At 35.0% G+C, this 14,186-nt stretch carries 11 protein-coding genes; 6 read left to right on the top strand and 5 right to left on the bottom strand.

Annotation, left to right across the window (positions count from 1 at the left end; genetic code table 11):
* Positions 1-285: 285 nt before the first annotated feature.
* The gene (locus I7H67_RS14010; protein WP_198308134.1) at positions 286-864 is read left to right on the top strand and encodes a recombinase family protein; all 579 of its coding nucleotides are present in this window, start codon (positions 286-288) and stop codon (positions 862-864) included.
* Between the two features lie 933 nt (positions 865-1,797).
* Positions 1,798-2,400: a hypothetical protein gene (locus I7H67_RS14005; RefSeq protein WP_227602586.1), complete on the top strand. Its 603-nt coding sequence runs from the start codon at positions 1,798-1,800 to the stop codon at positions 2,398-2,400.
* A gap of 92 nt (positions 2,401-2,492) precedes the next feature.
* Here I7H67_RS14005 and I7H67_RS14000 read toward each other — a convergent pair whose 3' ends face one another.
* The 3 genes from I7H67_RS14000 to I7H67_RS13990 form a co-directional block, all read right to left on the bottom strand.
* Entirely contained in the window at positions 2,493-3,764 is a 1,272-nt protein-coding gene (locus I7H67_RS14000; protein WP_198308133.1) for a tyrosine-type recombinase/integrase, read from the bottom strand.
* A gap of 269 nt (positions 3,765-4,033) precedes the next feature.
* Complete coding sequence (locus I7H67_RS13995; RefSeq protein ID WP_151822967.1) at positions 4,034-4,816, bottom strand: SDR family oxidoreductase; 783 nt, start codon at positions 4,814-4,816, stop codon at positions 4,034-4,036.
* Positions 4,816-5,139 carry a nuclear transport factor 2 family protein gene (locus I7H67_RS13990; RefSeq protein WP_151822966.1) on the bottom strand — a complete coding sequence of 108 codons (324 nt, stop codon included), beginning with the start codon at positions 5,137-5,139 and terminating at the stop codon, positions 4,816-4,818. Before I7H67_RS13990 ends, I7H67_RS13995 begins: the two co-directional genes overlap by 1 nt.
* A gap of 107 nt (positions 5,140-5,246) precedes the next feature.
* On the opposite strand from I7H67_RS13990, the gene I7H67_RS13985 reads away from it, so the two are divergent.
* The 3 genes from I7H67_RS13985 (at position 5,247) to I7H67_RS13975 (ending at position 11,772) form a co-directional block, all read left to right on the top strand.
* Positions 5,247-6,149, top strand: coding sequence for a LysR family transcriptional regulator (locus tag I7H67_RS13985; protein WP_198308132.1), 903 nt, complete (start codon positions 5,247-5,249; stop codon positions 6,147-6,149).
* A 279-nt stretch (positions 6,150-6,428) separates the two neighbouring features.
* Entirely contained in the window at positions 6,429-10,427 is a 3,999-nt protein-coding gene (gene posA, locus I7H67_RS13980) for a delta-poly-L-ornithine synthetase PosA (protein WP_198308131.1), read from the top strand.
* A 466-nt stretch (positions 10,428-10,893) separates the two neighbouring features.
* Positions 10,894-11,772 (top strand): MetQ/NlpA family ABC transporter substrate-binding protein, encoded by an 879-nt coding sequence (locus tag I7H67_RS13975; protein WP_017391793.1) that lies wholly within the window; start codon positions 10,894-10,896, stop codon positions 11,770-11,772.
* A 110-nt stretch (positions 11,773-11,882) separates the two neighbouring features.
* Here the strand turns inward: I7H67_RS13975 and I7H67_RS13970 are convergent, their stop codons facing one another.
* On the bottom strand, positions 11,883-12,296 hold the full coding sequence (locus I7H67_RS13970) for a GFA family protein (protein ID WP_192455070.1): 414 nt from the start codon (positions 12,294-12,296) through the stop codon (positions 11,883-11,885).
* Between the two features lie 167 nt (positions 12,297-12,463).
* On the opposite strand from I7H67_RS13970, the gene I7H67_RS13965 reads away from it, so the two are divergent.
* On the top strand, positions 12,464-12,961 hold the full coding sequence (locus I7H67_RS13965) for a GNAT family N-acetyltransferase (protein ID WP_192455069.1): 498 nt from the start codon (positions 12,464-12,466) through the stop codon (positions 12,959-12,961).
* 32 nt (positions 12,962-12,993) lie between these two features.
* Here I7H67_RS13965 and I7H67_RS13960 read toward each other — a convergent pair whose 3' ends face one another.
* Positions 12,994-13,608, bottom strand: a complete 615-nt coding sequence (locus tag I7H67_RS13960; protein ID WP_192455068.1) for a hypothetical protein — start codon at positions 13,606-13,608, stop codon at positions 12,994-12,996.
* Positions 13,609-14,186: the final 578 nt, after the last annotated feature.

Genomic DNA, 14,186 nt, shown 5'->3' with positions numbered 1-14,186 from the left:
CTTGTATGGATAATTATGTAAATTTAAAATAATAGGAATTCTTATTGGTTTTTCTACTGGGAGTAATAATAAATTCTTATAATTATAGAATAGATAAAAATTATTTTATCCCTAGAAGACTTCTTTCACTTTAAAAGTATGATACGGTTTTAGAAACAAAAACATGATAATTGTATGTTTAAAAATATGATTTAAACATACATAGTAATTGTTAGCTTATTTTGTTTTAGATGAAAATGTGTAATATTTGTGATGTATTTCATGTTTTTAAAGAGGAATTAACTAATGCGAATCTATGGTTATATTAGAGTTGAATCTAGTGATGTTAATAATTCTAATATTAATTTTGATTTTTTTAGTAAATATGGATATGAAATTCCTTCTAATAGAATAATACTAGAAGAAGTAGCTGTTGATACACCTATTTTATATAGGGATAAAATTATTAATCTAATTAATTATGGTTTAGAAGAGGGAGATTTACTAATTGTAAAAGGAATAGATTCATTGGGAAGTAATTTTGAAGAGATTCTATATTTAGTAGGTATTATAGATAGGAAGAATATAAAATTTATTTGTTTAGATTATGCTAAAGTAGAGATTTCTGGTGATCTGAAAGCACTTTTTCATCATTTTTTAAAAATATGTTTAGATTATGAGATGAAATTAAAACAGCCTAGAAAGCATATGGCTAATAATTTAACTAAACGTGTAGGAAGACCTGAGTTATTAAATGCATCTCAAAAGGAAGAGGTCATAAATAAATTTAAAAAAGGTTATAGTGTTTATGCACTTGCTAAAGAATACTCTGTTACAAGAACAGTTATACAGCGTATTCTAGATAAGGAAAAATGGTCTAAATAATAATTTGTGAATATAGATTTGATTTTTTGCGTGGGATTGAACTAGGGAGCTATAAATATAAAAATATTTGTTTGAATTGTTTGAATTGTTTGAATTGTTTGAATTGTTTGAATTGTTTGAATTGTTTGAATTGTTTGAATTGGTTTTTTTTTTTTAAATGTTATGTTTTAAATTAATGCATTAATTGTGTTGTTTAATTTAATTCATATTGTCAGTGATAATTATTTGTGTAATTATTGCTTTGAGGATTTAATTTAAAATTCTCTATTTCAGGTTTCAGTGTTTTTACACTAAGTTTATTTTCTTTGAGAAGAGAAAATAAACTTTTTTTTTAATTCAAAAAATAAATAATATTTTATATTTTAGGGAGTTAGCTTTTGTGTTAGTATTAATTATTCTAAATAAATTTTAAATTTAATCGAAAAATTTATATTCTAAGTGGATTCTAGTAAAGTATGCGTGGATTTTTTAATATTTAAGATTAATAATAAATAAACATTTTTCATTATAATTAAGAATAAATCAATTTTTGATTAAAGTTGAGGTGTTTCTTATAAAAATCGTTTGACAAAATTTATATGTATTTTAAGTAATTAATTTTTTTAAATATTTGCAATGGTGTTTTAAAGTATTTTAGCAATGCAAGGTTTTTGATAAATATAGGTAATGACTGGATTTGGAGAGTGTAGCTATTAAATTTAATCAACTCAGTCTAAGTTGAATGTTTAAGATTAAGCCAAAATTCATGCAAGGAGATAAGGTAAATAAGATGTAGAGTGGTGAATTTATAATAATATAGGGCGCTAATTTTTATTAAATTCTGATGTAATATTTTATGGTGGTAGAAATTGTACATTGCTATTTAGAGTTTTTCATTACTGAATATTTATTTGAATGATATTAATACCCTAAAATTTTATAAAGAGAAAACTTATGAAAATTAAATCCATATTGTTAGTCTTATTAACCTTACCTTTAGCTAGTTTTTTCATGGCACAAAAATCTGCCTTGATTAAAACGAACGTTATATATGATGAAAAATCGCAGGCAAAAATTCGCTTATATGGACCTTATGGAAATAAACTCATAAAGCACTTTAATGACAGAACATGTCAAGAATGGCGAAGTACAGCAGGTGCAGCAATCCATCATCGTGTTAATAATGGTCTACCTCGAAAAATTAAAAATATTAGTGTCGGAATACCCGCAACAGAGCGCAGTCTAGCTGCTTTAAACGATACAGGGGTAATGTTCCGGGACTCATTTAAAGAATATGTAATTGAAGCTAATAAACCTCTAGTACTAGATGCTTCTAGCAGTATTGCGATGGATTCATATAGTAAGTCATGTCGAATAGCAGTCTCTTTTACAACAAAGGCAGGCAGAAATTATGAAGCTGCTTATGTGGAACAGGGGAATACTTGCACTATTCACGTTTATGAAATAACTAATCAAATAAATGAGAAAAATTTATCTTCTATTCAGGAGGTTAGTCAGGTAGAGAATTGCTCTATGCCTGGTGACAGATCTATTTAAACTATCAACTACATTTTAAATTGCTTATTGCATAATGTTAACAGGACTTCTGCCTTATTAGGCAGGAGTCTAAAATTATGCAACTTAATTTGTTAGGCATTACAGAAATTAGCCCAATCACTCATTAAGTCTTTACGTTTTTCAAGATAGGCTCCACGTAAATAAGCAGCTTCTACTTCATCTGGAAGCTTATGTGCTAATACATGTTCACAGACTTCACGAGGGTAATCTGTTTTATCTGCTGACCAATCACGGAAAGTTGAACGAAAACCATGTGTCGTGATCACTCGATTTTGTTTAGGGTCAATATAGCCAATACCATCTTCTTTTAATTTCTTGTCATGCATTCGTTTAATTAAAGTCGTTAATGACATATCTGATAACATGCCACCGCGTGGAGCAGGGAAAATAAAGTCATCTGGTTGAGGGTGAGTTTCTTGATAAAGTTGTTCAAGTAATCTAATTGCTGCTCCAGATAAAGGAACTCGATGTTCTTTATCTGCTTTCATTCGTTCTTTTGGAATAATCCATATTTTATTTTTAAAGTCGATTTCTTTCCATAAAGCACCAAATACTTCACCTGAACGACAAGCCGTCAATATGGCAAATTCTAATGCTTTGGGAGAAATTCCAATTCTTTGTCTTAAGTCATGAATGAACCCAGCCACTTGCATATATGGTAATGATGGATGAGGTCTAGATTCTTGCTTTAAATTTCCAAGAATGGGCTCAAGATTACCTTTCCATGCTGCTGGATTATCTCCAACAAAATATTCCATAGCCTTAGCATAATCGAAAATAGTTTCTATTCGACCACGAACACGTTTTGCTGTTTCATGTATTTCTATCCAGATAGGCTCAAGTGCTGTAACAATATCTGTTTTAGTAATAGAGCCAATCACGCGATCCCCTATAACAGGATAGATATAGGTTTCTAAAGTAGATGACCACTGCGAGATATGTTTCTCATTTTTAAGCTCAAGAGTTTTTTTATCAATTACAATTTTGGCGCATTCACGGAAAGTCTTTTCACGATGTTGTTGAAGAAGTAAAGCCTCGCGTTGTTCCTGTTTATGTCGGATAGGATCAATCCCGTTTCGGATTTGCAATCGTAACTCAGAAGCTTTTGCCCGTGCTTCAGCTAAAGAAACTTCAGGGTAGGGACCAAGACCAATATCACGGCGATGGGGTTTTAGTTTCCCATCTTTATCTAAGCGTCTGCCTACAACCGCACGTAAAATCCATACACGAGAATTACCTTCTACATTCAAACATAGGCCATCAACACCCCCTACAGAATGTCGCCCAGTCGCTTTAATTTTTGATACACTGAGTGCTGAAAGCTCTTTGGATTTTTTTGGCATATAACTTTTTACCCCACAACTTACCCCTCAAAGAATATTGAAAAGAGTTAGATTGTGCAAGACTAAATTGGATTTGTTTTATTTTAAGTTTTTGAATAGTATAGTTATTGTATATTTTGTTGGACAGTATAAGACAAGTGTTAGACGGACACCGCTTCCGCCAAATTCTTAAAAAGCCCTTGTTAATGACGAGGGCTTTTTTTTTACCTGTAATTTAAAACTGCTCAAGTGAAGAGAAAATACAGTATAGGTGTGATTCAATATGACTATTAAATTGTAGGAATCGTCCCACCATCAATCACATATTCAGTACCTGTAATTGCAGACGCACGGGATGATGCCAAAAAGGCGATAAGATTTGCTATTTCATCAGGTTTAGCTGGTCGTCCAATAGGAATTCCTCCGATTGAATCCATAACTATCTTTTTACCACCCTCGTAATCTGTGCCAGCTTGTAAAGCCAGTCGCTCTGCAAGAGCAATAGATGCCTCTGTTTCAATCCATCCTGGCGAGACTTGAACAACCCGAATACCTTTGGGGGATATTTCTTTTGACAGGCTTTTACTATAAGTCGCTAGCGCTGCTTTTGCAGCAGCATAAGCTGTCGTAGCTTCTGGTAACGGAAGTGAGCGTTGTATTGACGTAACGTGGATTACAACACCTTGGCCTTGCTGAATCATATCGGGAATTAATTGACGATCAATACGTATTGCAGGCATCAGATTTAGGTGAAGTTCTTTATACCACTCTTCATCGGTTAATGCTGCGAATCCACCTGCTGGTGCAGATGAACCACCAAGCATGTGTATAATTATGTCCACACCACCTAATGTCTCTTGTACTGCTTGGACGATAGCTTCACAACCTTCTCGAGTTGTGAGATCAGCAGAAACAAAATGTGCATTATTCGGTAAATAATCTGGTTGAGTTCTAGCAGTAGTTAGTACTGTTGCGCCGAGTTCATGGAATAATTGAACTGTGGCAGCGCCAGTACCTTTTGTACCCGCAGTGATTAAGGCACGTTTTCCTTTTAAAGTAATAAAATCTTCCATTAATAAATCCTCAATTTAACAACTTTGCCATTTTCAAGTGTGAACTGAAACTTAAGTTTCACAGGGCTATTTGGAAAGTTGCCACTCCCTTGTGTTAAAACCGTGCTGATATGGTCTGTATTGGAAACCTCAATAATTTCAAGTGAGTACTGGTATTTTTCTTTCATTGCCAGCAACCATGTACGAATTTCCACAATTCCTCTGTATAGACTGCCATCGTCTTCAACAATGGCAGAGTCAGAAAAAATTTGGTTTAAAGCATCTACGTCGTTCGCTTGATCAGCATCAAAGTATGCGCTAACAACTTCTGGTATATCTTTCATGAGTCGCTCTTTTTGAATGATCTAAATTGATGTTTTAAATTTTATAATTTGACGATTGTTCTAACAATCCGTATAAAATGGGATGTTTAGTTGAATAAATCAGGATAATGGAACGAGCAAATTTAAATGATCTAAAAGCAGTAATGGCAATCGCTAAGCGAGGAACTTTTCGTGGCGCTGCGATTGAACTTGGGATGTCTACAACAGCTTTAAGTCATGCAATTAGTAAATTAGAGGAAAATTTGGGTGTACGTCTGTTTAATCGGACAACACGTAGTGTCTCATTGACAGAGGCAGGCAGACTTTTTGTAGAACAAGTTGGGCCTGCTCTTCAGGATATTCATAGTGCCTTAGATATTGTACGTTCGCAGAGAGAAATACCCTCAGGTACATTAAGAATCAATGCGGCCGCATTTGCAGCGAGAGAAATTATTTCTCCTGTGATTATCGAATTTCTTCGACGTTACCCAGAAATGAATATTGATTTGGTGACTGAGGGTAAACTTGTTGACATTATTGCTGATGGTTTTGATTTAGGTATTCGAGTTGCCCATCTTGTTCCAAGTGACATGATTGCAGTGTCTCTTGGTAAACTTCAAAGATATGTTGTTGTTGGTTCACCTGAGTATTTGGAGCGTTACGGAAAGCCAAAAATACCAACAGATCTTTTTAGACATAAATGTATTCGAGTACGTCTTCCTGATGGTGCACTATTTAGCTGGAAGTTTGAAAAAAATGGAGAAATTATTCAAATTGATGTGCAAGGACCGATTACCCTTGATGAAGCAAGCTTATCAAGAGCTACAGTATTAGAGAACATTGGCTTAGGATACTTTATGGAACAGGATGTTCGTGCTGAAATTGAGTCAGGTCAACTTATTTCTGTTTTGGACGATTGGATGCCTTGTATGTCTGGTCTCTGTTTATATTATTCAGGAAGACGCAACCAATCTGCTGGTTTGAAAGCCTTCCTTGCCCTAGTTCGTGAAGTAGCGTTGTGCAATGAGTAATTCGTTATATATCAATTTTGAATAACGCTATTTAATTTTTATAAAAATATGTGCTTATATTTTTCCTTATTGTCATCTTAGTTTGATTTATAAGTAATAAAAATCGTTTGTTCTTCTCATTTAATAGTTCACTCTCCATTCTTAAAATAAAAACTTTAATCTTCATTTAAGTTCAACTCTTTAATTTATTACATAGCAATTGATTTCTTTAATAGGTCAGAAAAACTCAAACATGACTTTATTTTAGCTAAATCAAAAAATTAAAGTGAGTTATAAAAAATGAACCAATTCGTAACAAGTTCGAAGAATATTATTCGTGGTAAATTTCACCCCGAATTTTTGCAAGATGAAGTACTCGCCGATATTTTTATTCAAACTGCTCAAAATCTCTCAGATAAAACAGCTTTAATTGAAGCAAATAAAACGCTGACGTATGGGGAGTTATATCAGCAAGCCTTAATTATGGCTCAACATTTGACGATAAGAGGGGTAAAGCCAGGTCATATTGTTGGGTTATGGGTACCTCGTGGTATTGAGCTTTTAAAAGCCCAATTGGCGATTTGTTTGAGTGGCGCAGCTTGGCTTCCTTTTGATATGGATACGCCAGCCGACCGTATTGCGGTTTGTCTTGAAGATGCCGAAGCTGTGGGGATGATTACTACCGATGAATGGTATGAACACTTAGCTGAAGTGCCACAAACAAAATGGACAAATACTGAACTTCAAAAGCCACTCAGTGAAAATATTCCTTTAGCTAGAACGACCTCCGATCAACCTGCGTATATTATTTATACTTCAGGCTCAACGGGTAAGCCGAAAGGGATTGTGATTACTCAAAAAAATATTTGTCACTTTCTACGTAGTGAAAATAATATTTTAGATATTCAAGAGCAAGATAAAGTCTATCAAGGCTTTTCTGTCGCTTTTGATATGTCATTTGAAGAAATCTGGCTGTCTTATTTGGTTGGTGCAACTTTGTGGATTGCACCTAAGTCGCTTGTCAGTGACCCTGAACGTTTATGCCAAACATTAAAGCAGGAACAAATTACTGTTTTACATGCAGTTCCAACTTTACTGGCTTTGTTCCCTGAAGATGTACCTAACCTAAGAATTATTAACTTAGGTGGGGAGATGTGCCCAGACTCACTGGTGGACCGTTGGGCATTACCTCACCATCAAATGTTTAATACCTATGGCCCCACTGAGACTACGGTTACTGCAAGCCTTGAGTCGTTAGAACGTGGTAAACTCGTCACGATTGGTAAACCTTTACCAAACTATGGCATGTTGGTGATTAACGCTGAAAGAGAATTACTGCCTCAAGGTGAAACAGGTGAGCTGTGTATTTTCGGTCCAAGTGTAGCACCAGGCTATTTAGGCAGACCTGATTTAACGGCTGATAAGTTTATTGAAAACCCTTGGGCAATGAGTGCGGATGAAGAGTTACTTTACCGTACTGGTGATTTGGCAAAAATTGATGAATTTGGTCAAGTTCACTGCTTAGGCCGTGCCGATGATCAGGTGAAAATCCGAGGTTTCCGTGTTGAACTCGGTGAAATTGAAGCGGCACTTTGTGACATTGATGGTATTGGTACCGCAGCAGTAATTTTACGTCAAGAAGACGGAATTGATCAGCTTATTGCTTTTATTGCAGCTGAGCTTGATGCCAAACAGCGGATAGAAATTAAGCAACTTCGTCATACTCTAGCTCAACGTTTACCACCTTATATGGTGCCGAATCGTTTTGAGATTATTGAAGAAGTACCGCGTTTATTATCTGGAAAAATTGACCGTAAAGCGTTAAAAGTAAGACCGCTTACGAGTGTGATTGACCGCAGTGAATCTGATCAGCCGCAAAATCCAGCCGAAGAAATTTTATTTGAAATTTTGAACCGTCTGTTTCCTAACATGCCTATTAAATTAGATTCAGATTTTTTTGATGATTTAGGTGGGCATTCGCTTTTAGCAGCCGTTTTAATTTCAAACTTGCGTGAGCATCAAGAATATAGCCATCTTACAATTCAAAGCTTATATCAAGCGAGAAGAGTGGGGGCAATTGCTGCTTTAATGTTGGAACAGCCAGAACCAACATTATTTGATAGTCAGATTGGGCAAGACAACCCGCGTAATCAAACTTATAAATGGTTATGTGGTATTGCGCAGCTTGCGACCATTCCAGTTTTAATTTCGATTAATATTTTGCAGTGGTTGGCACCATTCTTTACCTATCACTATTTTACAGGTGGAACCCGAGACAGCATTCCATATGCAATCGCGTTGTCTCTATTGGTTTATATCAGCGTTATTATTAGTAGTTTTGTACTTTCAATTACGGTGAAACGATTATTAATGCTGGGCATTGGTGCAGGACGTTATCCACTTTGGGGAATGACGTATTTCCGTTGGTGGTTAGCAGACCGTATTAGCAATATTTCACCAGTTTATTTATTGTCAGGTTCAACTTTACTTAACCTCTATTTAAAAGCACTGGGTGCAAAAATTGGACATGATGTCACCATTAGTTCAGTTCATATTCGCATGCCATCTTTATTAACTGTTGAAGATGGTGTGAGTATTGGCTCTCAAGTGAATTTGGAAAATGCCAAAGTTGAACACGGTCATTTAGTGTTGGGTTCAATTCATCTTAAAGAAGATAGTTATGTGGGTTCATATGCTGTATTAGAAGAAAATACAGTGTTAGAAAAACAAGCTCATGTAAATGCCTTAACTTCAATTGAATATGACACGGTTGTACCGGCGGGAGAAATTTGGGATGGTACGCCAGCTAAGAAAATAGGGCATGTAGATGAACACGCTAAAATGCCAGAACGTCCTAAATTATCGTTCATTCGTAAAATTGCTGAATATGGATATTATGGTGTTAGTGCGTTAATCATTGCTTGTCTGTTCTTTATTCCAATTTTCCCAAGCTTCCTTTTGGTCGATTGGTTAGATGTAAACGTATTTAATATTAATCCGAATAACCACCTGCAAATCGCACTTTATTATTTTGCTTTAGCAATTCCAGCGAGTGCAATGATGATGATGATTACTGCTGTTATTTCTTCAGCAATACGCAAAATTGCATTGCCTCGTCTTGAGACTGGAACCTACGCTGTTCATGGCAGCACCTATTATCGTAAATGGTTTGCATCTCAAATTTTAGAAACAAGCTTACAAACATTGCACGGCCTGTTTGCTACGATTTATGCGCCTACATGGTTTCGTATGTTAGGAGCGAAAGTTGGTAAAAATACTGAAATTTCTACCGCAAATGGTGTTATTCCTGAAATGCTGACTTTGGGTGAAGAAAGCTTTATTGCCGATGCTGTAATGTTGGGTGATGAAGAGATCAAAGGCGGCTGGATGACATTAAAATCGACCAAAATCGGTAACCGTAGCTTTGTCGGAAACAGTGCTTATATTGCTGATGGAACTGTTTTACCAGATAACGTTTTAATTGGCGTACAGTCAAAAACACCAGATAACCTTGAAATGTATGATGGTCAAACTTGGTTTGGTTCGCCACCATTATTATTGCCTGCACGTGAAGCTGCCGAAAAATATCCTGACCACTTAACGTTTAAACCAAGCTTCAAGCGCCGTTTCATGCGTGGTTTTATTGAAGGCCTTCGTGTTGTATTACCAGCCGCACTTGCAATTGGGGTGGGTTATATGATTGTGCTTGAGATTATTGATGTTATTAATAAGTATAACATTATGACTGGTTTATTGGCTTTAACGCTTGCTGGTTTGCTCTATGGTGTTGGCTGTTTCATTATTGTTGCATTGATGAAGTGGACTTTAATTGGTCGTTATCAACCGCGTTCAGCGCCAATGTGGACCATGTTTGTATGGTTAAGTGAAGGGATTACCAGCTTATATGAATCAGTTGCGATTCCAAACTTCTTAAATTACTTAAGAGGAACGCCAATGTTGCCATTCTTCTTGCGTATTTTGGGTGTTCGAATTGGTAAAGATGTCTATATGGATACGGCTGATATTACTGAGTTTGACTGTGTAAGCATTGGTGACCGTGCTGAATTTAATAGCTTTTCAGGTCCACAAACTCACTTGTTTGAAGATCGTATTATGAAAATTGGACAAGTGAATATTGGAAATGATGTAGTCGTAAATTCACGTAGTATTATTTTATATAACGCCAATGTTAGCCACCATGCAGTGTTAGGACCATTAACTTTGGTGATGAAAGGTGAAAATATTCCTGCCAAATCTGCGTGGATTGGTTCACCAGCCGTGCCTTGGGTTCATAAGTAATTGAAACTGAGCTTAACTCACTAATTTAAAAAGCCTTTGTGAAAACAGGGGCTTTTTTTATGCATACGGCATAAATTACAGTCATAGTTAGCTTAAATATTGCTAACAAATCCTGAAAATTTCATATAAATCAAAAAAGTACATATTTTAATCAAAACTGTTTTATTTATATAATATGTTTTCTATTATCAGTACCTTACCAAGAGCACCTCTATATATCAAAATCGAACAAGTTATTTGTAGAATATTCACTTATTGATATATGATGATCCAATATTTAGAAACTGATTCAAAACATAATTCTGTTGTTCAGCGAGCAAGATCAAGGAAGAAATAAGGCTGAATTCAGGCTTCTAAACCCTTATATATCTGGAATTACTTCCAGCCAAATATTGCATTTCGACCCAATGGTTGGGAATGCCTCGCTCTTTTGTAGAGTAGGCGTTTCCTATTTTAGGATGTATCTATGAAAAAATTATTTAGTGTCCTGTTCAGTGCATCTGTACTCACACTGACTGCATGTAATAAACAACCTGCACAAACTGAAAATACAGCACCAGCTAAAGACAAAACTGAGTCAGTACGCACAATTAAACTTGTTTCAACAGGTTCAGACACTGACGTATGGAAATATGTTGCAACGCTTCCTGAAACTAAAGAAGCGGGTATTAAACTCGAAGTAACTAACCTGACTGACTACGTTGTGTTGAATACATCTGTAGCAAGTGGCGAACAAGACGTAAATGCGTTCCAGTCATTTAACTATTTAGCAGCTTACAACGCTTCAAATACAGCTAAAGTTGCGGCTGTTGCGACGACTTACTTGGAACCAATGGGTCTTTACGCAAATAAAGTTAAAACTGTTGATGAGTTCCCACAAGGCGCTACAATCGCGATTCCAAACGATACTGCTAACGAAGCGCGTGCATTAACATTATTACAGTCTGCTAAACTTATTAAACTTAAACCAGACTTTGACCCTGTAAAAGGGACAACGAATGACATCGCTGAAAACCCTAAAGGTTTAAAATTAAAACCAATTCAAATGACGACAGCAGTTCGTGTTAAAAACGACGTAGATGCAATTGTATTGGGTAATACATTAGCACTTGAAGGCGGCTTAAACGTACTGAAAGATTCTATCTTCCGTGAACCTATTGACCAGTCTACAAAGCTTTATGTGAACTTATTAGGTGTGGCTGAAGCGAATAAAAATGACCCGATCTATACGAAGTTAGGTGAACTTTACCACTTACCTAAAGTACAAAAGTTTGTGAGCGAAAAATTTGCTGGTACAAAAGTTGAAGTGAACAAACCTGTTTCTGAGTTTACTGACATCAAATAAGTAATTTTAATTTAAAATTATTTTAAAGCTAAGCCTCGGTAATCGGGGCTTAGCTTTTTTTCTTAAGATGCTGTATTTAAATTAACTTCTACGTGGAATTATAAATGATTTTATTTTTCTATTACTTCATAGTTTAAATATCCAATTATTCCACCACCACCATCTTTAGGGTGATTAATGCCATCCATAATAGGAATTTTGGGGAAATCAAATGGGGAAATATTTAGAATACATGCAACATTAACACCGAATTGTTCAGGGTTAGATCTTCTTTGATGAAATGTATAGATGCCACAAATAGAACAAAAATAGTGAATTGCCTGTTTTGTATTAAATTTATATTCTGTTAATTTTTCTTTCCCTTCATATACATTGATGCCAGATAGCGGTGCAGAAACAGCTACAGCTCCTCTCATTCTACAAAAAGAGCAGTTACATCTACGTATTGAATTAAATCCATCACTTAATTGAACTGTAAATTTAATAGAACCGCAGTGACATTGAGCTAATTTTATGTCAGACATGACCTTCTATTCCTTGTAATTAATTTTAAAGCCAAGATGCCTAGTCTTTTTTAACTTCGCATAACGACCATTATAATAAATAGGCTTTCACTACATTACAATTTTTCAGAGTTCTTATAAGCAGCTTATGCTAAATTATGTCGTATTACATTTTAAAATATAAAAACATGTTAAACGTTGAAATTAAAATTTTAAGTGTAAATCAGGTTGAAGATTTCAGAACTATCAGGCTTTCAGCTTTAAAAAAATCACCCAAGACGTTTGGATCTACCTATGCAGCAGAGGTTGAGAAGCCCTTAAAATTTTTTGAAGCTCGTTTATCAAATTCAACAATATTTGGTGCGTATTATAAAGATGAAATAATAGGTTTAGCTGTATTAACCCAAGAAAGTGGAATAAAAGATTCTCATAAAGCATTTCTAACCAGTGTATTTATTGAACCAGAATTTCATCAAAAAGGTGTTGCAAGGCGACTAATTAGTGAAGTTATAGAATTTAGCAAAAAGCATGTGGAACAAATTTTACTGACTGTTACTAATGATAATAAGCCAGCAATTCATCTTTATAAAAAATTGGGTTTTCAAATTTATGGAGTCGATGAAAAAGCATTGAAAGATAATGATGAATATATTGATGAAATTTTGATGAAGATTTTTTTAGTCTAGTATTTTACTATTTTGATAAAAATAATTTAACTTCATGGTTTATTAGTTTGATCTTCTCGAATTGCTTTAAAACTTAAATGGATGAGGACTATAATACTTAGAGCAAAAAAGAAAATTTTATAATTTAATACTCTTAAATCGTATTCACGTTCAGATAGTAGATCATTAATCAAATTTGAGGTGTAAGCCATACCCCGCAGATTCGTGATCTTAATGGGATAAAAATTTCCGTGTCCATTCTCTAATATGAAACCATATACGATAACTGTTTCATTAGCATGCTCCTTTATGAAGTGATATATCGAAGAGCCAGTAACACTTAATTCTTCTCGTTTGTAAAATATATATGGCACATTATCATAAGTTATAGCTGTATTTGGATATATCACGTCCCCTGAAAGTTTAATATGCGTTATTCCTTTTGAGCTATGTGTCGTGAAAATTCCTCTTATTCCAATTATTGGGCGATGAGGAGGGAGATCTCCTGAGATTGCCTTATAGTCAAGATAACCATCTAATGAAATAAAACCTGATAGAAAACAAATGAGCATTGCAAATTGAACATATTTTCGTTTTTTTGTATTACTTTCATCTTTTGTCCATAAGAAAAATAGCTTTTTTATTATATTCAACATAGGTTTTAGCAAGTTTCATTTCTATTTTTAAAGATCGGATTATGGCATGTGTCATAACTGTATAAAAGAACTAACATCAATCAAATGTTTATAGAAAAAATTCATCGAAAATTTAGCTTATATCTAAAATTCTTTCCCTTTATAAACCCTCATTTAACAATAACTCTCCTATTATTTATCCTTACTTTTTAATGATCTAAATTAAAGCAAATGTCATTTTGTGTGCTTGACTGCAATAGGGCGGAGCACTATCCTTTGCCTGCTGGCCACATTGCCAGTCGGTTTTAGCAGACCGTACTCAAGAGCATTGAAAAAACTCGTTTTTTTAATGTGAACTCGTTCGTCTCCCTTTTGTTGCGGTAGGACGGAAGGGGGACACCTTCGGGTGTGCTGGGTCTTGAGCCAGTCTGCTAACCCCCTTTCGTTCTGCCACCATAATTCCTATTCATGTCTGGCGGAACTCCCAATAAAAAGGAGTTGGCTTTGCACATTCTTAATTTCTTGGCAGCCTTTGCCAAAGTCTATATCGACACAACTTAAACTTTTAAAGCAGTTTGATGGCCATTGGGCTTTTCAGGCTTTAAATCGTC

Origin of the sequence: Acinetobacter sp. ACIN00229, assembly GCF_016106645.1 — a bacterium.
Classification (GTDB): domain Bacteria; phylum Pseudomonadota; class Gammaproteobacteria; order Pseudomonadales; family Moraxellaceae; genus Acinetobacter; species Acinetobacter oleivorans.
This window is presented reverse-complemented; position numbering and strand designations above follow the sequence as displayed.